Here is a 23,578-nt window from a genome sequence, read left to right on the forward strand (position 1 = left end):
GGGATAAATAACACAAGGGGATAAATGATGACTCGTCGCGCCATTGGCGTTAGTGAACGACCGCCGTTACTGCAAACCATTCCACTCAGCCTGCAACACCTGTTCGCCATGTTTGGTGCCACGGTACTGGTACCGATTCTGTTCCACATCAACCCGGCGACGGTGCTGTTATTTAACGGCGTAGGCACGCTGATCTACCTCTTTATCTGTAAAGGCAAAATTCCCGCTTACCTCGGTTCCAGTTTTGCCTTTATCTCGCCAGTACTGCTATTGCTGCCGCTGGGGTATGAGGTCGCGCTGGGCGGATTTATCCTGTGCGGCGTGCTGTTCTGTCTGGTGGCGCTGATTGTCAAACGCGCGGGCACCGGCTGGCTCGATGTGATGTTTCCCCCGGCAGCGATGGGCGCGATTGTCGCCGTCATCGGTCTGGAACTGGCGGGAGTAGCCGCCAATATGGCAGGTCTGCTGCCCGCGGAAGGCAGTGCGCCCGACAGTACAACCGTGCTGATTTCGCTGGTCACGCTGGCAGTGACGGTATTCGGTTCCGTGCTGTTTCGTGGCTTCCTGGCGATCATCCCGATTCTGGTCGGGGTGGTAGCGGGTTATCTGCTCTCTGCATTTATGGGCATTGTTGACTGGAGCGGCGTAGTCAAAGCACCCTGGTTTGCGCTGCCAACCTTCTATACCCCGCGCTTTGAGTGGGTGGCGATGCTGACGATCCTGCCTGCGGCGCTGGTGGTGATTGCCGAGCATATCGGTCATCTGGTGGTCACCGCCAACATCGTAAAGAAAGATCTGATTCGCGACCCTGGCCTGCATCGTTCAATGTTCGCCAACGGCTTATCAACGGTCATCTCCGGCTTCTTTGGTTCAACGCCTAACACCACCTACGGTGAAAACATCGGGGTGATGGCGATTACCCGCGTCTACAGTACCTGGGTGATTGGCGGCGCGGCGATTCTGGCGATCCTGCTCTCCTGTGTCGGCAAACTGGCGGCGGTGATTCAGGCGATCCCGGTACCGGTGATGGGCGGCGTGTCGCTGCTGCTGTATGGCGTGATCGGCGCATCCGGTATTCGGGTGTTGATCGAGTCCAAAGTCGATTACAACAAAGCGCAAAATCTGATCCTGACCTCGGTGATCCTGATCATCGGCGTCAGCGGTGCGAAGGTGCATATCGGTGCTGCGGAGCTGAAAGGCATGGCGCTGGCGACAATCGTAGGGGTTGGATTAGCGCTGATCTTCCGTGTGATCTCGCTGTTGCGTCCGGAAGAAGTGGTGCTGGAGGCTGAAGAATCGCGCGAGCCGTGATCGCAGCAAGCCTGACAGGATCGGGGCAGGGACGCCCCATTCATCTCTTTCTGAAAACTGTGTTAGACTTCCCCCGATTTTTTGCTTGTTCTCTTGCTGAGGTGCTTCTGAACACGCCGGCACAATTGTCATTGCCACTCTATTTACCTGACGATGAAACCTTCTCCAGCTTCTGGCCGGGGGAAAACCCGTCGCTGATTGCCGCGCTGAAAGGCGCTCTCAACCAACAACATGGCAGCTATCTCTACTTCTGGTCACGCGAAGGCGGAGGGCGGAGCCATTTGCTGCACGCCGCGTGCGCCGAGATGTCAGCGCGCAGCGAAGCGGTCGGTTACGTTCCGCTGGATAAACGCACCTGGTTTGTACCGGAAGTACTGGAAGGGATGGAGCAGCTGTCACTGGTCTGCATCGATAACATCGAGTGCATTGCAGGCGAGCCTGAATGGGAAATGGCGATCTTCGATCTCTATAACCGTATTCTGGAAACCGGCAATACGCGCCTGTTTATTACCGGCGATCGTCCGCCACGCCAGCTTAATCTGCAATTGCCCGATCTCGCCTCGCGGCTGGACTGGGGGCAGATCTATCGCCTGCAGCCTCTCTCCGACGAAGACAAATTACAGGCGCTGCAACTGCGCGCCGGGTTACGCGGATTTGAGCTGCCGGAAGATGTGGGGCGCTTCCTGCTGAAGCGACTGGATCGTGAAATGCGCACCCTGTTTGATACGCTGGATCGGCTTGATCGCGCCTCGATCAGCGCCCAGCGTAAACTCACCATTCCGTTTGTGAAAGAGACACTCGGCCTTTAAAACAGGTCGAGCACCGCTTCGGGCGGACGCCCGATCCGCGCCTTGTCGCCATTGATCACTATCGGCCTTTCAATCAGCACCGGATGTTCCACCAGCGCATCCAGCAGCGCACTTTCGCTTTTGTCGCTGAGTGCCAGTTCGCTATAGATCGCCTCTTTAGTCCGCATCAACTGCTGTGCACTCTGCATTCCCAGTTTCTGTAACAGGATTTGCAGCGTCTCGCGATCGGGCGGTGTTTGCAGATAGAGCACCACTTCCGGCTCTATCCCGCGGGCGTTCAGCAGTGCCAGCGTCTCGCGGCTCTTGCTGCAGCGCGGGTTGTGGTAAATCGTCACCATCTCAGACTCTCCTCTATTCGCAGCGTGAATGCTCAGCCTTTCTGATATTGCTTAAAGCGCTGTTGTAACTGGCGCAGCTGATCGATACGGGCATCGTAGCGCGCCTGTTTCAGGCTGCCGAGCGGCACCTGTGCGCTGGCGCTGCCAAGCGCGGTGATCGCCTGATCGAGCTGGCCATTCAGCGCCAGACTCTCTGCCCGCGCCGATAACTCTTCATCATTCAGTCCCTGCTGTGCAGACGCCTGGGCCAGCAAATCCCAGCCGTTGGGATCATCTTTATTAGCCCAGGTGTAGCGATTCAGAATGCGGCTGGCGTTTGCATACTGTTTCGCTTCAACGTAGGCATTGGCCAGGTTGAGCTGCACCACCGGGCTGTTTTTTGCACTGGTGGCGGCGCTGAGCAGGGCGATCGCCTGTTGTGGCTGATTCAGGCCGATATCGATGTCCGACATAATATCCAGGAACCAGACGTTATTCGGCTGTTTCGCCAGCAGCGGCGTCATAATCCGCTTCGCATCGGCAAAGCTTTTCGCCTGCAAAAACTGTATGGCTTTGCCATATTGTGACGCCAGCTGCTCACGAGAATTGCCGCTGGCATACTGGCTCAGCAGTTCGTCGGTGAGCTGATTACGCCCGGTGGAGTACATGCCCAGTGAACGCACCTTTGCCAGATAGAAATCTTCTGTAGATTGCACCACCACCGGGCGCATCTGGTTAGCGCGGTTGCGGGCATCCGCCAGACGGCTGTCGGGCAGGGGATGCGTCAGCAGAATTTCAGGAGGCTTCGAGGAGAAGCGGCTCTGATCGGCCAGCTTCTGTAAAAAGTTCGGCATCGCCTGGGGATCAAACCCGGCGCGCTGCAGTACCTGAATTCCGATGCGGTCAGCTTCCTGCTCATTACCCTGGGTAAAACTGATTATCCCCTGCTGAGTTCCCGCCAGGGTGCCGGTCAGTGCTGCCATGCCCGCCTGCGGATTGGCCATCGCCAGCAGAATAGAGCCCAGCGCACCGACCCATGTCAGTGGCGCATTGCGCTTCTGATCTTCCATTGCGCGCGCCAGATGGCGCTGGGTAACGTGTGAGATCTCATGCGCCATTACTGACGCCAGCTGGCTTTCATTTTCGGTATAGCGGAACAGCGCTGAGTGCAGCACCACGTTGCCACCAAAAAAGGCAAAGGCGTTGAGCTCATCGTTCTGAATCAGAAAGAAGTGGAACGGGGTTTTCACTGAGTCGGCATGCGACACCAGTCGCTGACCCAGCTGATTAATATACTGATTAAGCAGCGGATCGTTGATCAGCGGCGCACTGGCACGCAGCTGGCGCACATAAAAGTCGCCCATCTGCAGTTCCTGATTAATCGACAGCGTCGAACCGGCCGTAGTGCCAATATCGGGAAGTGAATCACTGACATCGGCATAAGCAGGTGACAGAGTAGTGAAAATGAGCGTCGGAAGGAGCGCGGCGATCAGCGTTTTCTTTAACCGGTTCAACATGCCTTAATCCTGTAGAGAGGCCCTGAAAATGGACAGGTGCGCAGCGGGAATGTTCCATTTTTCGCAGATAACGACGGTTCGTGACTATCTTAACCAGAGCATCAAAAGAATGAAATGTCGTTTTCTGGCAAGCGACCGACGTAATTTGTGCAAGATCGCCCATTTTGACGAAAAAAACTGAACATCCTGCCAACTTAAACCGCGGTTAAACGAATAAAAACCGGCGGAGTATCGCCGGGTTTGTGAGCGGTTAAGTAACGCCTTATTCATTTATTCCCAATGCCCTTCGGCAGAATAAAGCAGAATCTGCTGCCGCGCAGATTTAGCCAGTGAGCGGATTTTTTTAAAGTTATGTAAATTCACTCAAAAAAACTGATTATGGCATGAGATTTTCCAGGTCTACTCTGAAAAAATAGCCCTCTCTGAGCCGTAAACCTCCTCTTTGCCATTGATAAATTAAATCGTAGCTCCCGCGTTTATCCTGCTTATTCCAGCTACAACTGGCTGTTATTTATTCCTGTTAATGTCACAGGAAGGGAAAAAAGCACAAAGAGTCAGGTCCATTCTGATTAAGACCTTTTTTTTCTCATAATGAAACTTTTCGATTAATACGGAAGGTGAATAATTTCAGCAGTTATCAGCCGCGCGCTGACCTGAATTTACGCAGGCGAGAATTATGCCTGCGCTGTGATATAGATAGCCGACCTGATTCAGTCCTGAATCTGCCAGACATTATTTGCCGGAGAGAAGTGTTATGCGTTCAGTTGTTTCATACGCGTTAATCGCCATTATTGGCGGAGTCGTTGGCGCGGCTGTCACACAGAGTGGCGAGATTTATGACAAAGTGACAGGCCATTTTGCAACCGAGCCACAGGAAGCCCCGGGATTCTGGAGCACACCAGCGATTGAAGGTTACGGCAAAATTCATTATGAGCCCGACGCCGCGTTTAAACCGGTGGCGGGCCTGAGCAATAAAATTGTTTTCCAGATTACCCGAAGCGATGGCGCGATGACCGCGCCCAATCTGGGACTGGAGCGTGTGGCGCGCGTGGTGAATTTATATATCGCCTCCGGCATTCCGGCCGATCAGCTGAAGTTTGTTGTTTCGGTCACCGGCGACGCGACCCCCGCCATGCTGGATAACGCCCATTTTAAAAAGTTTTATGGCATCGAAAATCCAAACCTGAAGCTGATTAATGAGCTGAATCAGGCGGGAGTGAAAGTCTCGGTCTGCGATCAGTCCGTGGCATTCCATCACTATCCCAATAACTGGATTGATAAATCTGTAGTCCATGCACTTTCCAGTCCGACCACCGTATCAACCCTGCAAAACCAGGGATACGCGTGGCTGGCAATGTAATTAATGTTTTAAACGATCGGGAGAAGAGTTAATGCGTCCAGCAGCTTTAGTGGTGATGGCAGCCGTAGCGGGATTTATCGGCGGCAATGTTTTACAGTTGCCGGAATTATTCGATAAGGTCAGCGGAAAAATGGCGGATAATAAATCCGAACCTGCTGATTTCTGGAGTACGCCAGCGATTGAAGGCTACGGCAAAATACATTATGTCGATACGCCTGCATTTAAACCCGGCACGACAGCGGGCCTGAGTAATAAAATAGTATTCCAGATCAACCGCAGTGAAGGGGATATTCGTAAGCCGAATCTCGGTCTGGAGCGCGTAGCGCGCGTCACCAACCTCTATTATGCGGCAGGTGTGCCACTCGACCAGCTGAAATTTGTGGTGTCAATTAACGGCGACGCGGTTTCATCAGCGCTGAATAATGACCAGTTCAGCAAAGCCTACGGCGTCGATAACCCGAACCTGAAGCTGATCAGCGAACTGAAAAAAGCGGGCGTTCAGGTCACTATCTGCGATCAGTCAGTGGCGTTTCATCAGCTTGAGCGCAACTGGATCGACCCGATGGTCACTCACACTATCTCCAGCGGCACCACCGTTGCTACCCTGGAAAACAGCGGTTACGCCTTCCTGATGCTTTAATTCCCCTACAGCGGCGTCACTGCCGCTGTCATCTGCCCGTCAAATTGCTGTGATGCCCCTGTCATAGAACGCCACTAGTGTTGTCGCAATGAGATCGATCTCATCGACAATAAACGAGGCAGTCATGACCGATTTAATCAGCGTAGCCAGACTGGCAGGGGTCTCCCGCGCAACCGCTGCGCGCGCCTTTTCTGACCCTCATCTGCTAAAACCGGGCACGCTGCAAAAGGTGCTTGCCGCCTCGGAACAGATCGGTTTCCGCCCGAATCATATTGCCCGTCAGCTCCGCACCCAGCACTCCACCACGCTTGGCGTCCTGTTGCCTTCACTGCTCAATCCGGTTTTTGCCATGCAGTTACAGGCGATGGAGCAGCAGGCTCGTCTGGCGGGATATGGGCTGCTGGTAGCAACCAGTGATTATCAGGCTGAGCGGGAAGCGGCCATTGTCGAACATATGCTGCACCAGCGTGTCGCCGGTCTGGTACTGACGGTGGCAGATGCCGACAGCAGTGCGCTGCTGCCGACACTGGCGGCGGCGAAGATGCCCTTCGTGCTGACCCACAACGTACCGCAACAGCACGAATGGCCCGCGCTGTGCGTAGATAACCGCAAAGCCATTGCCGAAGCGACCGCCCATCTGGTGTCACTGGGCCACCGCCACATCGTGATGGCTGCGGGCCCTATGCAGCAATCTGACCGCGCCCGTCTGCGCTACCTTGGCTACTGCGATGCCATGCAGCAGGCCGGTCTGACGCCGCAGGCGATGATTGAGATGCCCAGCCATATCCAGTCCGATTTCCATCTGTTGCTGCCGCTGATTAATGCACCTTTGCCGCTGACGGCGGTGATTTGCAGTAACGATCTGCTGGCTATCAGCCTGCTGGGCGCCGCTGCGCGTGCCGGCGTCAGCGTTCCGAATCAGCTCTCCGTGGTCGGCTTCGATGGCATTGAGCTGGGCGAACAGCTTTCACCTTCACTGGCCAGCGTGGTGCAGCCGATTGCGCTAATGGGCGCGCGCGCTATTGACCTGCTTCTGAATCCCGTCGGCGGTAAAACCCATCTGCTGGCACATCATTTACGTCTCGGGGAGAGTGTCGCCCCGGCATTTCATGGCTCTTTTTCAGGGGAACATCATGTCACTCACCGTTAATTTCAAACCTATCGCCAGCGCTGCGCTGCTGGCCGGATGCACGCTTGCCTCATCGTGGGCGCAGGCGGCTGAAAATGCTATCTGCTACAACTGCCCGCCAGAGTGGGCCGACTGGGCGACACAGCTCCAGGCGATCGAAAAAACGACGGGCATTCATGTGCCGCAGGATAATAAAAATTCGGGTCAGGCGCTGGCGCAGCTGGTCGCCGAGAAAAGCAATCCGGTCGCCGACGTGGTCTATTACGGCGTCAGCTTCGGCATTCAGGCAGTCAGTGCAGACGTGGTCAGCGCTTACAAACCGGCAAACTGGGATCAGATCCCGGCAGGCATGAAAGATCCTGCTGGCAAGTGGGTGGCGCTGCACTCCGGTACCATGGGCTTTATGGTCAATGTTGATGCGCTGGGCGGCGCGCCGGTGCCGCGTTCCTGGGATGATCTGCTGAAGCCGGAATATAAAGGCATGGTGGGTTATCTTGATCCGGCCAGCGCCTTTGTGGGCTACGTTGCAGCCGTCGCGGTGAACCAGGCGAAAGGCGGCAGTCTTCATGACTTCACCCCGGCCATCAACTGGTTCAAAGCGCTGCAACGCAACCAGCCGATTGTGCCTAAGCAGACCGCCTATGCCCGGCTGATTTCAGGCGAAATCCCGATTCTGATCGACTACGACTTCAACGCCTATCGCGCCCGCTACAAAGATCACGCCAATGTGGAATTTGTGATCCCCAGCGAGGGGACGGTCACGGTGCCTTACGTCATCAGCCTGGTGAAAAATGCGCCGCATCCGGCCAATGGTAAGAAAGTGATCGATTTCGTGCTGTCAGATGCCGGTCAGGCGATCTGGGCCAATGCCTGGCTGCGTCCGGTCCGGGCGGGCGCGATGTCACCCGAAGCGAAGAAATATTTTCTGCCTGACAGCGACTATGCGCGCGCTCACACGGTTGATTATCAGCAGATGGCCGACGCGCAGAAGAGCTTCTCCGCCCGTTATCTGAGCGAGATCCGCTGATGTCACTCTCAGAGATCAATCCGTTTGCCGCTGGCGGCCCGGTTCGCCATCGCCTTCGGCCGCTGGGGGCAAACTGGCCGTGGATGCTGCTGCCTGCGCTGCTGTTCTTTGCTGCCTTCTGGCTGTTGCCGTTTGCTCGTCTGTTGCAGATCGGTATGACGGAGGATCGCACAACTCACCACAGCGGCTACTGGACGGTAATCAGCCAGCCGCAATATCTGCAAAGCCTGCTGAATACCGTGCTGCTCTCGGCAGCGGTCACACTGGTGACGCTGCTGATTGCTGCGGTGGTGGGCTGCTTTCTGGCACGGCAGCGCTTTACCGGGCGAGGCACGCTGCTGGCGCTGCTGACCTTTCCGCTGGCCTTTCCGGGCGTGGTGGTGGGATTTCTGATGGTCATGCTGGCGGGGCGTCAGGGTGTTCTGGCGCAACTCAGTCTCAGCCTGTTTCATGAGCGCTGGATCCTGGCCTATTCGCTTAGCGGCTTATTTATTGGCTATCTCTATTTTTCGCTGCCGCGCGCCATCGTGACGCTGGTGGCGGCCAGTGAAAAGCTGGACCGTTCGCTGGAAGAGGCCGCCCGATCGCTGGGTGCCAGCCAGTGGCGCATCATCATTGACGTCATCATTCCTGGGCTGAAACCGGCGCTGCTCTCCTGCGGCGCGCTCTGTTTCGCCACCAGCATGGGCGCCTTTGGCACCGCATTTACCCTTGGCACAGAGCTCGCGGTGCTGCCGCTGACCATTTATGGCGAGTTCACTAATTACGCCAACTTTGCCACCGCAGCGGCGCTTTCGGTGGTGATGGGGGCGGTTGCCTGGCTGGCGCTGATGCTGGCGAACGGACTGGCTGCCCGCCGTAAGGAGAAGACATGAAACGCCGGGGGCTGTTCTGGCTGCAGGTGGTGATCACCAGCCTCACCGCGCTGTTTATGATTGTGCCGGTTGTGCTCTCGATGCTGGCGGGCGTCACGCAGAACTATTTCACTGGCCTGCGCAGCGGCCTGACGCTGAAATGGGTGGAACAGGTGTGGCAGATGTATGCCGACACCTTCTGGCTGTCGCTGCTGATCGCTCTGAGTTGTCTGGCGGTGACGGTTATCGCTGGCGTGCCAGCCGCCTGGGGCTTACTGAAATCACCGTCACGCTGGGCCAGCCGCATTGAGGAGTGCCTGATGCTGCCAGTCGCATTGCCGGGCCTCGCCACCGCTCTGGGCATCATTCTGCTCTATGGTCAGTTCAGCGCGTTGCGCGACAGCTGGCTCTTCATCCTTATCGGCCATGTACTCTTTACCTTGCCCTTTATGATCCGACCGGTGCTGTCGGTGATGCAGGCGATTGATCTGCCGCGCCTTGAAGAAGCTGCCGCCAGCCTGGGGGCAGGCTTCTGGCGCCGCTTCTTTACCGTGGTCGTCCCGAACTGCCGCAACGGCATTCTGGCGGGCGCATTTATGGTGATCACCCTGTCGGTGGGGGAGTTCAACATTACCTGGATGCTGCACACGCCACTGACCAAAACCCTGCCGGTCGGTCTGGCCGACAGCTACACCTCGATGCGGCTGGAAGTCGGGTCCGCCTATACCCTGATCTTTATTATGATGATTTTACCGCTGCTGCTGTTGCTCAACGCCTGTAATCACTGGCTGGAACGGCAATCTTCGCGGCAGCAGAGAGAGGAAACCGTATGAATGAGGCCGTCAACGTGACGCTGCGCCACTGCTCGCGTCGCTTTAATCAGCAGGTCGCGCTGCATCCGCTCGACCTGCAGGTTCACGCCGGTGAAACACTGGTATTGCTGGGGCCGTCAGGCTGTGGCAAAACCACGCTGCTGCGTATTATCAGCGGCCTGGATAGCAGCGATCCCCCGGGAGAGATCTGGTTTGACAAGCGTAACGTCACCGCGCTGCCGATTGAGAAACGCAACGTTGGCATGGTGTTTCAGAACTACGCGCTGTTCCCGACGCTCAACGTGGCGCAGAACGTCGCCTATGGTCTGAAGGTGCAGGGCGTGCCACGTGCCGAGCGTGATGCGCGGGTCGCGGAGATGCTGGCACTGGTTGACCTGACACATCTGTCCCACCGGGCGATTGATAAATTGTCCGGCGGGCAGAAGCAGCGGGTGGCGCTGGCACGTGCGCTGGCCGCCCGGCCTAAAGTCCTGTTGTTCGATGAGCCGCTGGCGGCGCTTGACGCCAGGCTGCGCGATCGGCTGCGGCTGGAGATCGGCGCGCTGCTCAAGCGGCTGGCGATCACTGCGGTTTACGTCACCCACGATCAGCAGGAGGCGATGGCGCTGGGCGATCGCATCGCGGTGATGGAGCAGGGCCGTCTGGTGCAGCTCGATACTCCGCAGGGAATTTATCAGCGCCCGGCCTCCCGCTTTGTGGCGGATTTTGTGGGTGCCATAAACTGCATTGCGCACGATCCCGACGGTCATCCCCTGCGTTTTTGCCGCCCGGAAGATGTGCTGCTGGCCGACGACACCCGCTATGCCCAGCGCGGTGTGGTGGTGGGCAGTACTTTTCTTGGCGCCTCGCAGCGCTTACTGATCGATATCGGGCTGGATAACCCCATTCAGGTCGAGCGTCATGCCCGCGAAATCTGGCAGGCGGGACAGCGCATCAGCTGGTCGCTGACCCGCCAGGCCGCGCTGGAATTTAGTTGCTAAGGAGTCTGTTGTGTCTGTTCAACCCACAGTCATCGCGCAAATCAGCGATCTGCATATCAAGGCTTTTGGTCGTCTCTCTTATAAACAGGTCGATACCCATGCCGCTTTACTGCAGGTTATCGATACCCTTAACGCGCTGCAGCCGCGCCCCGATGTAGTGGTGATTACCGGCGACCTGGTGGATTTTGGCAGGCCGGAAGAGTATCAGACGCTGCGCGAAGCCCTGCAGCGCCTCCAGTTGCCCTTTTATCTGATGGCGGGCAATCACGACGATCGCGAGGCACTGCGTGCTGCCTTCCCGGATCACACCTACCTGCAGGCGGGGCCGACCCTGAACTGGCAGCTTAGCGTGGGCGGCGTCAGGCTGCTGGCCCTGGACTCCAGCGTACCGCAACAGCCGTGGGGGGAGGTGGATGAGCAGCAGTTGCAATGGCTGGATCAGGCACTGCGCGAGGCCGCGGATCAGCCCACGCTGGTGATGCTGCATCATCCCCCTTTTGCCTGTGGCATTGCGCATATGGATCGGCAACGGTTACGCCATCCAGAGGCACTTGAGGCGATCATTGCCCGCCATCCGCAGGTTGAGCGGGTGCTCTGTGGCCATCTGCATCGCAGCCTGCAGACCCGCTTTGCCGGAACCCTGGCCTGTGTCGCACCCGGCGTGTCGCATCAGGTGGCTCTGGATCTGCACCCGGAGGGGCCGGCTCACTTTATTCTGGAGCCGCCCGGCTTTTTGCTCCATTGCTGGCAGCCAATGCAGGGAATGGTCACGCATCAGTGCGCGATTGGCCACTTTTCGGGACCCTGGCCATTTTACGATAGTCAGGGGTTAATCGATTAGTGCCAGCTAAATCTGTATTAAGCGGGGTGATATTTGTCTTAATGCTGCTCAAAAATGCCGACACAGTGTAGACTTAAGCCCGGCTATCAGGGCTTCTGGCACACATTAAAAAAATAATCAGGCATTCACGACATGACACTCTTCTCCGGGGCGGCGACGCCATGTTAAAGCTCTTTCGGCCCAAGGCCGACTTGCGCAATCTGATCGCCCTGCTGGTGATTGTCAGCATTGTTATCACGCTCGCGAATACGCTCTACGCCACCTGGCGGGTGCAGCGCCAGGTGCTGATTGACACCACGCTTGAGGCTAACCGGGCCTATGCCGCCAAGCTGGCTTCAACCAGTGAAATCTTTTTTCAGCTGGCGCAGTCACAGTTGCACTACAGCGCCAATCAGCTAAGCCGTGACTTTAATAATGAAGGACTGCTGAATAGCGAAGTCAATCGTCTGCGTGAGCAGACCACCAGTTTCAACTCGGTGGCCGTGGTGGATGAGCAGGGCGCGATCAAAGCGATCTCGCCCGAATCCCTGACGCTGAAAGGGATGCGTGTCACCAGCGACGCCTCCCGCGAAGCGCTGACGCTGCGGCAGCCGATCATCAGTAAACCGACCCTTTCTGCAGCCAATAATCTGCTGGTGTTTGTCTCCTGGCCAATCTGGAGTCCCGATGGCGACTATCTGGGCTACATCGGCGGCACGATCTATCTGAAGAAAAAAAGCATTCTGAATGCGCTACTGGGTGAACAATTCTACCGTGATGGCACCACGGTCTATGTGCTCGACAGTAATAATGAGGTGTTGTATCACCAGAATCGTCAGCTGATTGGTAAAGTTCTGCCCGCCATCGTCAGTCCGCGTGACGAGCAGACCAATGGCTCGCTGATGCTTGCGGGTGCAGGTGAGTCGACGCAGCTGGCGGGCTATGCCGTCGTCCCGACTACCGGCTGGACGGTGGTAGCGCTGAAGCCGATTAACGTCACGCTGAACCCGCTTTCAGGCCTGTTAATGAAAGTCCTGAAAAACTCGGTGCCGTTCGCGCTGCTGACCCTGCTGGTTGCGTTAGGGCTGGCACGGCTGATTGCCCGACCGCTATTCCAGCTGGCCCGCAAAGCCAGCCGGATGGATGCGCAGGGCGTATCAAAAGAGATTGGCGGCATCAGTGCCTGGTATTTTGAGGCGGCGCAGGTCAAGCGCGCGCTACTCACCGGCATCGGACTGGTGCAGGACAAAATCGGTCGTCTTAGTTCGGAAGCCCAGACCGACCCCCTGACTCAGTTGCTGAATCGCCGTGGTCTTAATGCGGTACTGGAGTACTACCGCACGCTACGCCAGCCTTTCTCGGTGCTGGCGCTGGATATCGATCACTTTAAAAACGTCAACGATAGCTGGGGCCACGATGTGGGCGACCGGGTGATTCAGCAGGTGGCGAGCACGCTGCGTGCCAGCGCCCGTCAGTCTGATGTGGTGTGCCGCAACGGCGGAGAGGAGTTTCTGATGCTGCTGCCGGGAACGGCGCTGGATGAGGCGCAGATTATCGCCGAGCGCGTGCGACTGGGTATTGCAGAAGCCTGGCTCACCGACGTGGGACGCATTACCTTGTCTATCGGCGTCGCGGCCTGGAATGGTTCGCAGGATGTCGGGCTGGAAGGCAGTTTAAAACAGGCGGATGCGGCACTCTATGAGGCGAAAAATGCCGGGCGCAACTGCGTTATCGTGGCCGCCGCGTAATCGCGTTAACTCACAGTGTTTCGCAACGGCAGGATAAAAATGGGTGGGGAAGAGGCAGCTAAGCAGGGCGCGGCGTTAAGGCTACCGCGCCCCTCAACATCAGGCTGACTTGACGTAATCCAGCACCATGTCGTGGTGATTCGAGGTCTTGAAGTTATCAAACACTTTTTCGATCCTGCCCTCAGCATCTATCAGGAAGCTGATGCGATGAATGCCGTCATAGGTTTTCCCCATAAACGTTTTTTCACCCCAGACGCCAAACGCCTGGCAGACTTCATGGTTTTCATCGGAGAGCAGGGTAAAGTTCAGCAGCTCTTTTTCGACAAACTTTGACAGTTTTTCCGGTTTGTCGGTGCTGATGCCCAGCACTTCCACGCCCGCTTTTTTCAACTCATCCATGTTGTCACGCAGACCGCACGCCTGCACGGTGCAGCCTGGTGTCATCGCTTTCGGGTAAAAGTACACCAGAACGCGCTGTCCCTGGAAGTCGGTCAGATTCACGTGTTCGCCGTCCTGATCGGGCAGGCTAAATGCGGGTGCAGTATCTCCGGCTTTCAGTGGATTCATTACATCTCTCCATTTTCTTATTCAGGCTGTGGGTAATACACCATCCGGTCAGAAACGGCCAGAGGGAAAATTACCATCAGGGGGTATTTCACCACATAGCCGATCACCTTTCAGTGGCAGTAATGTGGAGAAATAACTCCGGTTAATTGACCAAAGCTTAGCGTACCGCGCTGACAGATTCGCTGCTGTCGGCATCTGACACACTGTAAAGGCGCAGCGTTCCCTGAGCATTCAGCTCCTGACACAGGGTATTAAACGCCTGCTCAAACGGGGTGCCACTGGTTCGCGTCGGACTGTGAGCGGTCATTTGAATATAGAGCGTAGGTGGCAAATTGTGTTGCGCTGGCGTGATGCGCGACACCAGTTCGGCCACATTCATCTGATGCTTATCGATAAGATCGGTAAAGCGTTCAATAATATGCGGCGAATCAGCCACCTCAACCTGAATGAACGCGGTGTCGGGCATCGGCGGACGGAGCCGGGCATTGGTGCGCTTCATGACGATCAGCAGTTCCAGCTCTGCCCCTTTCAGTGGCAGGGTCGATTCAATCAGTGTGATCGCGTTCCAGCTGCCCGACAGCAGCATGATAAAGGTGAACTCATCCCCAAGCATGGCAAGACGGCTATCTTCAATATTGCAACCGCAGCTGCTGACGTGTCGGGTAATGGTGTTGACGATACCCGGACGGTCAACACCGAGCGCGGTGATCACCAGATGATGGGGCTGAGATTGCGGCAAAATGGCTTTTCCTCTGCTTTCGCTAATAACCATAAGGTAAACATAAAAAAAACTGCTGACAAGCGCGGGAATGGCGTGGCTGGCTTGCTTTTCCCTAAGTGTAAAACGTACCATGAAGCACTTGTTTGTCGAGGGGATCGCCAATGTTTACGGGAAGTATTGTTGCACTCGTTACGCCAATGGATGACAGCGGTAATGTCTGCCGGTCGAGTCTGAAAAAACTGATTGATTATCACGTCGCCAGCGGCACCGCGGCGATCGTTTCCGTCGGCACCACAGGCGAATCTGCTACCCTGAGCCATGAAGAACATGGTGATGTGGTGATGCTGACCCTGGAACTGGCCGATGGCCGTATTCCGGTGATTGCCGGAACCGGGGCAAACGCCACTGCTGAAGGCATCTCTCTGACTAAGCGTTTTGAAAATTCCGGCGTTGTGGGTTGCCTGACCGTGACCCCATATTACAACCGTCCGACGCAGGAAGGGCTGTTCCAGCACTTTAAAGCGATTGCGAATAGCACCAGCCTGCCACAGATGCTGTATAACGTTCCCTCGCGTACCGGTTGTGACATGCTGCCGGAAACCGTTGCCCGCCTGGCCGAAATCAAAAATATTATCGGAATCAAAGAGGCAACCGGGAACTTATCGCGGGTTAGTCAGATCCAAGAGCTGGTTAATGAAGATTTCATTCTGGTGAGTGGCGATGACGCGACTGCGCTGGACTTTATGCAACTGGGCGGCAAAGGCGTTATTTCGGTGACGGCCAACGTGGCTGCGCGCGAAATGGTCGAACTGTGTCAACTCGCACAGCAGGGCAATTTCGTCGAGGCACGCCGCCTGAATCAGCGTCTGATGCATCTGCACCAGACGCTTTTCTGTGAACCCAATCCTATCCCGGTGAAATGGGCTGCGAAACAGCTAGGATTAATCGCTAACGACACGCTGCGTCTGCCAATGACGCCACTGACTGCAGCCGGCCAGCCGAAAGTGGAGCAGGCGCTGGTGAAAGCGGGTTTGCGATAATTTAGGGAGTTTGAATGAATTACTCAGTAAAGCGGTCAACAGTAGCCACAGTGGTGGGGCTTTCTACCCTGATGCTGTTGTCGGCCTGTTCAAGCGATCAGCGTTATAAGCGCCAGGTCAGCGGTGACGAATCTTATCTTGAAGCCAGTCAGTTAAATGAACTGAAAGCACCTGCCGGAATGATCCTGCCGGTGCAGCGTGGTGATTTCGACGTGCCGCGCACGACCAGTCAGGCACCCACCGGCAAGCAGCTCGACATCCGTCCGCCAGCCCAGCCGCTGGCGCTGATGAACGGCACCCGCGCACAGTTCAGCAACAATACCGGCGCGCTGATGATTGATAACAGCCGCGGTTCAGTCTGGTCGCAGGTCGTCAACGTGGTGCAGTCTTACAAATTCCCGATTGCCTCACGTAATGACGCAGGCCAGCAGCTGACGACGGACTGGGTGCAGTGGAATCGTGCTGATGAAGATCAGCAGTATCGTGGCCGCTACCAGATCAGCGTGCAGTCGCAGAGCTATCAGCAGCAGTTAACCGTTCGTCTGCTTGAGCTGCAGCAGGATGGTAAAACCATTACCTCACCTGTGCAGATCCAGCGTTACACCGCGCAGATGCTGAATGACATCAGCACCGGTATGGACAAGATTGATACGGCGAGTGAAAACGCGGCCTCTGGTCGGGTGAATGGGGCCATTGATGTGCAGAGCGGTGCAGATGATACTGGCCTGCCACTGCTGATCCTGCGTACGCCATACAACGTGGCATGGCAGCGTCTGCCTGATGCAATGAAACGCGTCGGGATGGAAGTGACCGACACGACCCGCTCAACCGGCAGCATGAAGGTGACCTACAAGTCACTGAGCAGCAGCGACTGGGATTCAGTCGGTGCGAAAGATCCGGAATTACCAAACGGTGATTACAAAGTGCAGGTCGGCGATCTCGACAACCGCACCAGTCTGCAATTCATCGACCCGAAAGGGCATGTGCTGACCCAGTCGCAGAACGATGCGCTGGTGGCCGTGTTCCAGGCGGCGCTGAACAAATAAAGTTGCCCAAGGCCGGAGATTCTCCGGCCTTTTTATTTTGTTTTTGGCATAATAGCGCGCGGCGAAGTAAACGATTGCGTCAAGGCAATCGCCGCAGCGGCACTGGCCGCTGAACACCCGTTATTTCAAGTCTGGAGTGAACAAGATGCAAAAGCGAGCTGAGTTGTATCGCGGTAAAGCGAAAACCGTATACAGCACCGATAACCCGGATCTGCTGATACTCGAATTCCGCAACGATACGTCAGCAGGTGATGGCGCCCGAATCGAGCAATTTGATCGCAAGGGAATGGTTAACAACAAGTTTAACCATTTTATCATGACTAAATTGCAGGAAGCGGGTATCCCGACCCAGATGGAAGCGCTGCTGTCAGATACTGAAGCGCTGGTGAAGAAGCTGGAGATGGTGCCGGTAGAGTGCGTGGTACGTAACCGCGCCGCAGGCTCGCTGGTAAAACGTCTGGGCGTGGAAGAGGGCATTGTGCTCAATCCGCCGCTGTTTGATCTTTTCCTGAAAGATGATGCAAAGCATGACCCGATGGTCAATGAATCCTACTGCGAAACCTTTGGCTGGGTCAGCAAACAGAACCTGGCGCGGATGCAGGAGCTGACCTTTAAAGCCAACGAGGTGCTGAGCAAACTGTTCGACGATGCGGGCCTGATTCTGGTCGACTTCAAACTGGAGTTTGGTCTGTTTAACGGCGAAGTGACGCTGGGCGATGAGTTTTCGCCAGACGGTGCGCGCCTGTGGGACAAAGAGACGCTGGATAAAATGGATAAAGACCGTTTCCGCCAGAGCCTCGGCGGCGTGGTGGAAGCCTATGAAGCGGTTGCACAGCGGCTGGGCGTGAAGCTCGACTGAGTTTGCCTGCCGCGCAGAAAGAAAAAGGAGAGCCCCGGCTCTCCTTTTTTCATTTCAGGGTAAAGCTGGTGATTGCTGCCTCACACAACTAAAATCATGCCATCTGAAAAAATGACTGAGGGAATACAGCATGCGCTGGCAAGGGCGTCGCGAAAGCGACAATGTAGAGGACCGTCGCGATCAGTCGTCCGGTTCATTAGGCGGACGCCGCCAGATTCGTCTGCCGCGCGGTAAAGGCGGTATTGTGCTGCTGATTGTCGTGGCCATCGCGGGTTATTACGGTTACGACCTGACCGCACTGCTGACAGGCGGCGAAGTTGCACCGACCAGCCAGCAGCAACAGCGCAGCGTCAGCGCCAATGATGATGAGGCTGCGAAATTTACGAAGGTGATCCTGGCCACCACGGAAGACACCTGGGGCAAACTGTTCCAGCAGATGAACAAACAGTATGTGGCACCGAAGCTGGTGATGTATCGCGGCGCAACCCGCACTGGCTGTGGTACCGGACAGTCAGTCATGGGGCCGTTCTACTGTCCTGCCGATCAGACCGTCTACATCGACCTCTCTTTTTATGACGAGATGAAAACCAAACTTGGCGCGGACGGTGACTTCGCCCAGGGCTACGTCGTCGCGCATGAAGTTGGCCACCATGTCCAGAAACTACTGGGTATTGAACCGGAAGTGCGTGAAATGCAGCAGGGTGCCAGCCAGACGCAGGTTAATCAGCTCTCCGTCAAAATGGAACTGCAGGCGGACTGTTTTGCCGGTGTCTGGGGACACTATATGCAGCAGGAAAATATCCTTGAAGCGGGCGATCTGCAGGAAGCGCTGAATGCCGCCGAGGCAATTGGCGATGACCGCCTGCAGCAGAAAGGTCAGGGCCGCGTAGTGCCGGACAGCTTCACCCACGGCACGTCTGAGCAGCGCTACACCTGGTTCAAGCGCGGGTTTGATGGTGGCAATCCAGGACAGTGCAACACCTTCGCCAGCAACTGATGAGTCTGCAGCCTCTTACGCAGCTTATGCAGCAGGCCGGTGTGCGTCGTCTGGCGGTGATCAGCGGCGACCCGGCCTGGTGTTTACTACGGGCTGCGGCGTGGCGTGAAACGCTGACCGGCGACTGGCTGGCGTTGAGCCCGGAACCGCTGTTCTCTGCTTCGGATAAAGGGCCGGGTCAGTATAAAACGCCGGTCCTGCACAAACAGCCTGCTGCGGTGCGCACGCTGCTTGGCCGTGAATTTCGTCATGCTCTGTTTGACGCCCGTCAGGGCTTTCATGCCGACGCTTTCGCTGCGCTGGCTGGCACGCTCACCACCGGTAGCTGGCTGTTACTGCTGGTGCCGCCCTGGGAACAGTGGGCGCAGCAGCCTGACAGCGACAGCCTGCGCTGGGCCGATGTCGCTGAACCCATCGCCACCCCTTATTTTGTTCACCACCTGCAACAGCTGATATTAGCGGATGACCAGGTGCTGCTGGAGCGGCAGCATCAGCCATGCCGGTTTCCGGCGCAGCCGGACTGGCCGCAGTGGCACTGTCAGGCACCGCAGCAGCAGCAGGCGATACTCGATCAGCTGATGAGGCTGCCATCGGGGGTTGCCGTGCTGACCGCGCCCCGCGGACGCGGTAAATCGGCGCTGGCGGGTATGCTGGCGCGATTGAACGGACATTGTCTGGTGACGGCTCCGGCCAAAGCCTCAACGGAGGTGCTGAGCACCTTCGCCGCTGACGCTTTTTACTTTATGGCACCCGATGCGCTGCTGGCGCTGGAGACGCCGCCGCAGGCGGAATGGCTGATTGTGGATGAAGCGGCGGCGATCCCGGCACCGCTGCTGCAGGCGCTGGTCAGTCGATATCCCCGTGTATTGCTCACCACCACCGTACAGGGCTACGAAGGAAGCGGGCGCGGGTTTATCCTTAAATTCTGCGCCGGGCTTCCTGATGCACACTATTTTACGCTCGATGAGCCGCTGCGCTGGTCGCGTTTCGATCCGCTGGAGCAGTGGCTGAACCGGGCGCTGCTGTTTGACGATGCCGCCGCGACCGCGACCGCACACGATTCTCCTGTAACGCCTCATCGTGTTGAGCGCCACGATTTCAGCGTGCTGGAGGCCGCGTATCGTCTGCTGACCAGTGCACACTATCGTACCTCACCACTTGATCTGCGCCGCCTGCTGGATGCCCCGGGCATGCAGCTGTGGTGGGCCGGCGACGCGTCGGCGTTACAGGGCGCGCTCTGGCTGGTGGAAGAGGGCGGTCTTGAACCTGCACTGGCACAGGCGGTCTGGGCGGGCACCCGGCGACCCCGCGGGAATCTGGTGGCGCAGTCGCTGGCAGCCCATGCCGGTCTGGCTGAGGCGGCGACATTGCGCTCGCTGCGCATCAGCCGTATTGCCGTGGCGGCGGAGCGGCGTCGTCTGGGAACCGGACAGCAGCTGGTTGCGGCAGCGGCCAGAGCGGCAGCCGGATATGACTACCTCTCCGTCAGCTTCGGCTACACTGAATCTCTCTGGGCGTTCTGGCGCGCCTGTGGCTTTAGCCTGGTGCGGATTGGCAGTCAGCGCGAAGCCAGCAGCGGCTGCTACGCGGCGATGGCCATGTTGTCCTGTTCTGCTGCGGGTGAGGCATTGCAGCACCGCGCGGCAGAACAGCTGGCGCGAGACTGGCCGCTGTTGCGCCAGCATATCGCGCTGAAACTGCAGTTTGATCAGGTTACTGACGACGGATTGACCGCGCAGGATATTCGTCTGGCGGCGGGTTTTGCCTGGGCGCAGCGGCCACTGGAAGCGAGCCTGCCGGTGTTGCAGCGTCTGGTGCAGGCCAGTTCAGCCTCTTTACCGCTGCTGGCTGCGGCGGTTGCCACACCCACAGCCCTGGGCGAACTGGCCCAGCAGGCGGGAGTGAGCGGGCGCAAAGCGCTAGTCGCAGCGCTGCGTCAGCAGGCGGCAGCGGCCCTCCAGACACTGGGCGTTGATGCAGCCTTGCTGCACCTGCCGTTGAAATAATTCGACCAGCTGGTTCAAATTATCCTCATATGATTTTATGCCAGGCGGCGTAGAGTGAACACAGGAGGTCAACATGACACTGAAATATGTAATCGTTCAACAGCCTGCCACCACAGCACAGCTGTTTCTGCTCTACCATGGCGTTGGCGATAACCCGGATTCAATGGGTGAGATTGGCAACTGGTTTGCCCGAACGTTTCCCGACGCGCTGGTGGTGTCCGTCGGCTCGCCTGGTGCGAGTCGTCAGTGGTTCGGCGAAACCGACCTTCACGATCAGACCGTCCAGCAGCGGGTTGATGCGGCCATGCCGCAGTTTGTTGGGTCTGTGCGTCACTGGCAAAAAAAGAGCGGTGTGCGGCCGGAAGCGACAGCGTTAATCGGCTTTTCGCAGGGCGGCAGTATGGTGCTGGAAGGGGTTAAGGCGCATCCGGATCTGGCGGGCCGCGCGGTGGTGTTTAATGGCCGGTTTATCACCTTGCCGGAGAAGGCCAGCACCCGCACCACCATCCACCTGATCCACGGTGATTATGATGAGCAGGTCCCGCTGCACCATGCGCAGCAGGCGGAGCATCGGCTGACCGCCTGCGGTGGCGACGTTACCCTGGATATCGTTGACGATCTGGAGCACGCCATCGATCACCGCAGCATGGAGCTGGCGCTGAATCATCTGCGTTATACGGTGCCAAAACGCTACTTTGATGAGGCGTTAAGCGGCGCAAAACCGGGTGACGATGATGTTATCGTGATGATGTAAAAAAGCCCCTGCATAGCAGGGGCTTTTTCGTTTACTTCTTCTTCGGCCAGTTGTCGTCGTCATCCCATTTATCGTTGAAATCACGATGCGGCGGCAGGTCAGGTTTGTTATCCATAAATTTTTTATGATCGATGCGTTTCAGATCTTTATAAACGTTCATCAGCACGCCAACCATCAGCAGGATCACCAGGATCCACCAGTAATCTTTAATAAATTCCATTTGCTGCTCCTTAAAACCGCCGTCAGGCGATCAGTTGTTCCATGATGCGTTGGTACATCCGGCTCAGCATCTGCAGGTCGGAGGCTTTCACACACTCATTGATTTTATGAATGGTGGCATTCACTGGCCCCAGTTCCACCACCTGTGCACCCATCCGGGCAATAAAGCGGCCATCGGAGGTTCCGCCCGTGGTCAGCAGCTGTGGCTTAATTTCATTATAGTGCGCTACAGCTTTCACGACGGCATCAACCAGCTTACCGCGCGTGGTCAGGAAGGGCTGGCCAGAGAGTTTCCACTCAATGGTGTAACGCAACTGGTGACGATCCAGCAGCTCTGCGACCCGCTGACGAATCATCTCATCGGTGAGTTCGGTGCTGAAGCGGAAGTTAAACTGCACAAACAGCTCGCCGGGGATCACATTGTTACTGCCGGTGCCCGCCTGGACGTTGGCAATCTGCATGCTGGTCGCCGGAAAGAACTCATTTCCCTGATCCCACTCGGTCGCGACCAGCTCGTTCAGCGCGGGCATCGCCCGGTGAACCGGGTTATCCGCCAGATGTGGATAGGCGACGTGGCCCTGCACGCCATGCACCATCAGGTTAGCAGTGATTGAGCCGCGACGGCCATTTTTCACCACATCACCCACCACTTCCGTGCTGGAGGGCTCGCCGACCAGGCAATAGTCGAGCCGTTCGCGGCGCGCCATCAGCCGCTCAACCACTTTAACCGTGCCGTTGGCCCCGCTGGCCTCTTCATCAGAGGTAATCATAAAGGCGAGTCGCCCTCGGTGATTGGGACGCACCGCAACAAAACGTTCGGCAGCCACCACCATTGCCGCCAGCGATCCTTTCATGTCGGCCGCGCCGCGACCGAACAGCATACCGTCGCGGATGGTGGGTTCAAACGGCGGATTAATCCAGCGGCTGGCATCGCCAGGCGGCACCACATCGGTGTGACCGGCAAATGCCAGCGTTTCACCTTCGCCACGGGTGGCCCAGAAATTCAGGGTGTCGTCGATGTTCATCGTTTCAATCTTAAAGCCAATAGCTTCAAGACGGGCGATCAGCAGAGCCTGACATCCGGCATCATCGGGGCTGAGAGAGGGGCGACGAATAAGCTGCTGCGTCAGCTCAATGACCGGGCAAAACATATTATGACTTCTCCTGGATAGCATTCTGATAGGTGGCTTCGCTGAAACCGGCGAGCAGGGAGCCATCCGGGGCGCGCAACAGCGGACGCTTAATCATGGCGGGATGCGCCAGCATCAGCGCTTTGGCGCTGCTGGCATCGGTAACCGCGTCGCGATCACTCTCAGGCAATTTACGCCAGGTGGTGCCCCGGGTGTTAAGCAGAGCCTGATAACCCAGTGCATCGATAAACTCCTGCAGCAGGGCATCGTTCAGGCCATCCGCACGGTAGTCGTGGAAGTGATAGTCAACGCCTGCGTCTGTTAAAAAGCGCCGGGCTTTTTTTATGGTGTCGCAATTTTTAATCCCGAACATCACCCACTGCGTGCTCATTGCCCGATCCTTATTGTCCTGTGAGAAGTGAAAGCTGAAAAAAGCAGCCAAAGTGCGAGTTTACCATAGTGTGATCCGTTGCGGCATCTGCACAGGCGCGGGAATCGGGCCACAGAGCACGGCAGCAAGGTCATCGTCCGGCATCGGGTAAACGCTATCAATTTCGCAGCTAACCATTACCCTGCTTATCAATAAGAGCTTAGGAATTTCGCCATGTTGATAAAATAGTCTACCGCTGGGTTTAAAATAAATTATTTTCAACGGGGTTAAGGAGTTGCTGAAGTGTGCGTCAGCTTGCAAAACCAGCAACATTCATGTTTTTATGGCGTATGCCGATAGATATAACAGGTGTAAACGTATTCACCTGTATAAAAAAAGAGCGTAACATTGCCAGCACAATAAGAGAGGGCATTATGATTGACACCGAAATGGGAACCTGGAAAGAATTTATCGAAGCGATGTTACGCAACAAGTAACGCGCGAAGAAAAAAGCAGGTTAATCC

Annotated in this window: 25 protein-coding genes; 18 read left to right on the plus strand and 7 right to left on the minus strand. The window is 56.7% G+C overall.

Annotation, left to right across the window (positions count from 1 at the left end; genetic code table 11):
• Positions 1-27 precede the first annotated feature (27 nt).
• Positions 28-1,311, plus strand: coding sequence for a uracil permease (gene uraA / locus ACXKZD_RS05095; RefSeq protein ID WP_010671338.1), 1,284 nt, complete (start codon positions 28-30; stop codon positions 1,309-1,311).
• 107 nt (positions 1,312-1,418) lie between these two features.
• Positions 1,419-2,120 carry a DnaA inactivator Hda gene (hda, locus tag ACXKZD_RS05100; protein ID WP_195719715.1) on the plus strand — a complete coding sequence of 234 codons (702 nt, stop codon included), beginning with the start codon at positions 1,419-1,421 and terminating at the stop codon, positions 2,118-2,120.
• On the opposite strand, the gene arsC is transcribed toward hda, so the two are convergent.
• On the minus strand, positions 2,117-2,458 hold the full coding sequence (arsC, locus tag ACXKZD_RS05105) for an arsenate reductase (glutaredoxin) (protein ID WP_086906249.1): 342 nt from the start codon (positions 2,456-2,458) through the stop codon (positions 2,117-2,119). The two genes, hda and arsC, sit on opposite strands and share 4 nt — an antisense overlap.
• 32 nt (positions 2,459-2,490) lie before the next feature.
• On the minus strand, positions 2,491-3,954 hold the full coding sequence (bepA, locus tag ACXKZD_RS05110; RefSeq protein ID WP_346440599.1) for a beta-barrel assembly-enhancing protease: 1,464 nt from the start codon (positions 3,952-3,954) through the stop codon (positions 2,491-2,493).
• A gap of 754 nt (positions 3,955-4,708) precedes the next feature.
• On the opposite strand from bepA, the gene ACXKZD_RS05115 reads away from it, so the two are divergent.
• From ACXKZD_RS05115 to ACXKZD_RS05155, 9 genes are all read left to right on the plus strand, one after another.
• Positions 4,709-5,314, plus strand: coding sequence for a DsrE family protein (locus tag ACXKZD_RS05115; protein ID WP_488981912.1), 606 nt, complete (start codon positions 4,709-4,711; stop codon positions 5,312-5,314).
• A 31-nt stretch (positions 5,315-5,345) separates the two neighbouring features.
• On the plus strand, positions 5,346-5,954 hold the full coding sequence (locus ACXKZD_RS05120; protein WP_010671341.1) for a DsrE family protein: 609 nt from the start codon (positions 5,346-5,348) through the stop codon (positions 5,952-5,954).
• Positions 5,955-6,078: 124 nt separating this feature from the next.
• A complete protein-coding gene (locus ACXKZD_RS05125) occupies positions 6,079-7,104 on the plus strand; it encodes a LacI family DNA-binding transcriptional regulator (RefSeq protein ID WP_163762462.1) in 1,026 nt (341 codons plus the stop codon).
• Entirely contained in the window at positions 7,088-8,110 is a 1,023-nt protein-coding gene (locus ACXKZD_RS05130) for an ABC transporter substrate-binding protein (RefSeq protein WP_033769710.1), read from the plus strand. The genes ACXKZD_RS05125 and ACXKZD_RS05130 overlap by 17 nt, the downstream gene beginning before the upstream one ends.
• Positions 8,110-8,985, plus strand: coding sequence for an ABC transporter permease (locus ACXKZD_RS05135; protein ID WP_346449935.1), 876 nt, complete (start codon positions 8,110-8,112; stop codon positions 8,983-8,985). Before ACXKZD_RS05130 ends, ACXKZD_RS05135 begins: the two co-directional genes overlap by 1 nt.
• The gene (locus ACXKZD_RS05140; RefSeq protein ID WP_022624145.1) at positions 8,982-9,797 is read left to right on the plus strand and encodes an ABC transporter permease; all 816 of its coding nucleotides are present in this window, start codon (positions 8,982-8,984) and stop codon (positions 9,795-9,797) included. The genes ACXKZD_RS05135 and ACXKZD_RS05140 overlap by 4 nt, the downstream gene beginning before the upstream one ends.
• Positions 9,794-10,777 carry an ABC transporter ATP-binding protein gene (locus tag ACXKZD_RS05145; RefSeq protein ID WP_010260026.1) on the plus strand — a complete coding sequence of 328 codons (984 nt, stop codon included), beginning with the start codon at positions 9,794-9,796 and terminating at the stop codon, positions 10,775-10,777. Before ACXKZD_RS05140 ends, ACXKZD_RS05145 begins: the two co-directional genes overlap by 4 nt.
• 10 nt (positions 10,778-10,787) lie before the next feature.
• On the plus strand, positions 10,788-11,618 hold the full coding sequence (locus ACXKZD_RS05150) for a phosphodiesterase (RefSeq protein ID WP_060680718.1): 831 nt from the start codon (positions 10,788-10,790) through the stop codon (positions 11,616-11,618).
• Between the two features lie 161 nt (positions 11,619-11,779).
• Complete coding sequence (locus tag ACXKZD_RS05155) at positions 11,780-13,345, plus strand: sensor domain-containing diguanylate cyclase (protein WP_010260020.1); 1,566 nt, start codon at positions 11,780-11,782, stop codon at positions 13,343-13,345.
• 99 nt (positions 13,346-13,444) lie between these two features.
• On the opposite strand, the gene bcp is transcribed toward ACXKZD_RS05155, so the two are convergent.
• Entirely contained in the window at positions 13,445-13,912 is a 468-nt protein-coding gene (gene bcp / locus ACXKZD_RS05160; RefSeq protein ID WP_010260016.1) for a thioredoxin-dependent thiol peroxidase, read from the minus strand.
• A 157-nt stretch (positions 13,913-14,069) separates the two neighbouring features.
• On the minus strand, positions 14,070-14,651 hold the full coding sequence (locus tag ACXKZD_RS05165) for a glycine cleavage system transcriptional repressor (protein ID WP_010260011.1): 582 nt from the start codon (positions 14,649-14,651) through the stop codon (positions 14,070-14,072).
• A 143-nt stretch (positions 14,652-14,794) separates the two neighbouring features.
• On the opposite strand from ACXKZD_RS05165, the gene dapA reads away from it, so the two are divergent.
• From dapA to ypfH, 6 genes are all read left to right on the plus strand, one after another.
• The gene (gene dapA / locus ACXKZD_RS05170) at positions 14,795-15,673 is read left to right on the plus strand and encodes a 4-hydroxy-tetrahydrodipicolinate synthase (RefSeq protein WP_010260008.1); all 879 of its coding nucleotides are present in this window, start codon (positions 14,795-14,797) and stop codon (positions 15,671-15,673) included.
• 14 nt (positions 15,674-15,687) lie between these two features.
• Positions 15,688-16,719, plus strand: coding sequence for an outer membrane protein assembly factor BamC (gene bamC, locus ACXKZD_RS05175; protein WP_010260005.1), 1,032 nt, complete (start codon positions 15,688-15,690; stop codon positions 16,717-16,719).
• A 145-nt stretch (positions 16,720-16,864) separates the two neighbouring features.
• Positions 16,865-17,578, plus strand: a complete 714-nt coding sequence (gene purC / locus ACXKZD_RS05180; RefSeq protein ID WP_010260002.1) for a phosphoribosylaminoimidazolesuccinocarboxamide synthase — start codon at positions 16,865-16,867, stop codon at positions 17,576-17,578.
• A 130-nt stretch (positions 17,579-17,708) separates the two neighbouring features.
• Entirely contained in the window at positions 17,709-18,575 is an 867-nt protein-coding gene (gene ypfJ, locus ACXKZD_RS05185) for a KPN_02809 family neutral zinc metallopeptidase (protein WP_488981913.1), read from the plus strand.
• Positions 18,575-20,581, plus strand: coding sequence for a tRNA(Met) cytidine acetyltransferase TmcA (locus ACXKZD_RS05190; RefSeq protein WP_488981914.1), 2,007 nt, complete (start codon positions 18,575-18,577; stop codon positions 20,579-20,581). The genes ypfJ and ACXKZD_RS05190 overlap by 1 nt, the downstream gene beginning before the upstream one ends.
• 73 nt (positions 20,582-20,654) lie before the next feature.
• Positions 20,655-21,335, plus strand: a complete 681-nt coding sequence (gene ypfH, locus ACXKZD_RS05195; RefSeq protein ID WP_010671350.1) for an esterase — start codon at positions 20,655-20,657, stop codon at positions 21,333-21,335.
• A gap of 31 nt (positions 21,336-21,366) precedes the next feature.
• Here the strand turns inward: ypfH and ACXKZD_RS05200 are convergent, their stop codons facing one another.
• Genes ACXKZD_RS05200 through ACXKZD_RS05210 form a run of 3 tightly spaced genes read right to left on the minus strand, consistent with a single transcriptional unit; the run spans position 21,367 to position 23,075 of the window.
• Positions 21,367-21,555 carry a YpfN family protein gene (locus ACXKZD_RS05200; RefSeq protein WP_003848800.1) on the minus strand — a complete coding sequence of 63 codons (189 nt, stop codon included), beginning with the start codon at positions 21,553-21,555 and terminating at the stop codon, positions 21,367-21,369.
• Positions 21,556-21,577: 22 nt separating this feature from the next.
• Positions 21,578-22,705 carry a succinyl-diaminopimelate desuccinylase gene (gene dapE, locus ACXKZD_RS05205; RefSeq protein WP_010671351.1) on the minus strand — a complete coding sequence of 376 codons (1,128 nt, stop codon included), beginning with the start codon at positions 22,703-22,705 and terminating at the stop codon, positions 21,578-21,580.
• Between the two features lies 1 nt (position 22,706).
• A complete protein-coding gene (locus ACXKZD_RS05210) occupies positions 22,707-23,075 on the minus strand; it encodes an ArsC family reductase (RefSeq protein WP_010671352.1) in 369 nt (122 codons plus the stop codon).
• A 284-nt stretch (positions 23,076-23,359) separates the two neighbouring features.
• Here ACXKZD_RS05210 and ACXKZD_RS05215 point away from each other — a divergent pair, with 284 nt between their 5' ends.
• Entirely contained in the window at positions 23,360-23,551 is a 192-nt protein-coding gene (locus tag ACXKZD_RS05215) for a hypothetical protein (RefSeq protein WP_010259981.1), read from the plus strand.
• Positions 23,552-23,578 lie beyond the last annotated feature (27 nt).

The organism is Pantoea sp. ABR1s, from assembly GCF_057812235.1.

Coding starts and splice junctions, on each gene's coding strand:
- ypfJ (WP_488981913.1), top strand. CDS start 17,709: ATGCGCTGGCAAGGGCGTCGCGAAAGCGACAATGTAGAGGACCGTCGC.
- dapE (WP_010671351.1), bottom strand. CDS start 22,705: ATGTTTTGCCCGGTCATTGAGCTGACGCAGCAGCTTATTCGTCGCCCC.
- ACXKZD_RS05125 (WP_163762462.1), top strand. CDS start 6,079: ATGACCGATTTAATCAGCGTAGCCAGACTGGCAGGGGTCTCCCGCGCA.
- ACXKZD_RS05200 (WP_003848800.1), bottom strand. CDS start 21,555: ATGGAATTTATTAAAGATTACTGGTGGATCCTGGTGATCCTGCTGATG.
- ACXKZD_RS05155 (WP_010260020.1), top strand. CDS start 11,780: ATGTTAAAGCTCTTTCGGCCCAAGGCCGACTTGCGCAATCTGATCGCC.
- ypfH (WP_010671350.1), top strand. CDS start 20,655: ATGACACTGAAATATGTAATCGTTCAACAGCCTGCCACCACAGCACAG.
- bcp (WP_010260016.1), bottom strand. CDS start 13,912: ATGAATCCACTGAAAGCCGGAGATACTGCACCCGCATTTAGCCTGCCC.
- ACXKZD_RS05145 (WP_010260026.1), top strand. CDS start 9,794: ATGAATGAGGCCGTCAACGTGACGCTGCGCCACTGCTCGCGTCGCTTT.
- ACXKZD_RS05115 (WP_488981912.1), top strand. CDS start 4,709: ATGCGTTCAGTTGTTTCATACGCGTTAATCGCCATTATTGGCGGAGTC.
- bepA (WP_346440599.1), bottom strand. CDS start 3,954: ATGTTGAACCGGTTAAAGAAAACGCTGATCGCCGCGCTCCTTCCGACG.
- dapA (WP_010260008.1), top strand. CDS start 14,795: ATGTTTACGGGAAGTATTGTTGCACTCGTTACGCCAATGGATGACAGC.
- ACXKZD_RS05120 (WP_010671341.1), top strand. CDS start 5,346: ATGCGTCCAGCAGCTTTAGTGGTGATGGCAGCCGTAGCGGGATTTATC.
- bamC (WP_010260005.1), top strand. CDS start 15,688: ATGAATTACTCAGTAAAGCGGTCAACAGTAGCCACAGTGGTGGGGCTT.
- purC (WP_010260002.1), top strand. CDS start 16,865: ATGCAAAAGCGAGCTGAGTTGTATCGCGGTAAAGCGAAAACCGTATAC.
- arsC (WP_086906249.1), bottom strand. CDS start 2,458: ATGGTGACGATTTACCACAACCCGCGCTGCAGCAAGAGCCGCGAGACG.
- ACXKZD_RS05210 (WP_010671352.1), bottom strand. CDS start 23,075: ATGAGCACGCAGTGGGTGATGTTCGGGATTAAAAATTGCGACACCATA.
- ACXKZD_RS05140 (WP_022624145.1), top strand. CDS start 8,982: ATGAAACGCCGGGGGCTGTTCTGGCTGCAGGTGGTGATCACCAGCCTC.
- ACXKZD_RS05190 (WP_488981914.1), top strand. CDS start 18,575: ATGAGTCTGCAGCCTCTTACGCAGCTTATGCAGCAGGCCGGTGTGCGT.
- uraA (WP_010671338.1), top strand. CDS start 28: ATGACTCGTCGCGCCATTGGCGTTAGTGAACGACCGCCGTTACTGCAA.
- ACXKZD_RS05130 (WP_033769710.1), top strand. CDS start 7,088: ATGTCACTCACCGTTAATTTCAAACCTATCGCCAGCGCTGCGCTGCTG.
- ACXKZD_RS05135 (WP_346449935.1), top strand. CDS start 8,110: ATGTCACTCTCAGAGATCAATCCGTTTGCCGCTGGCGGCCCGGTTCGC.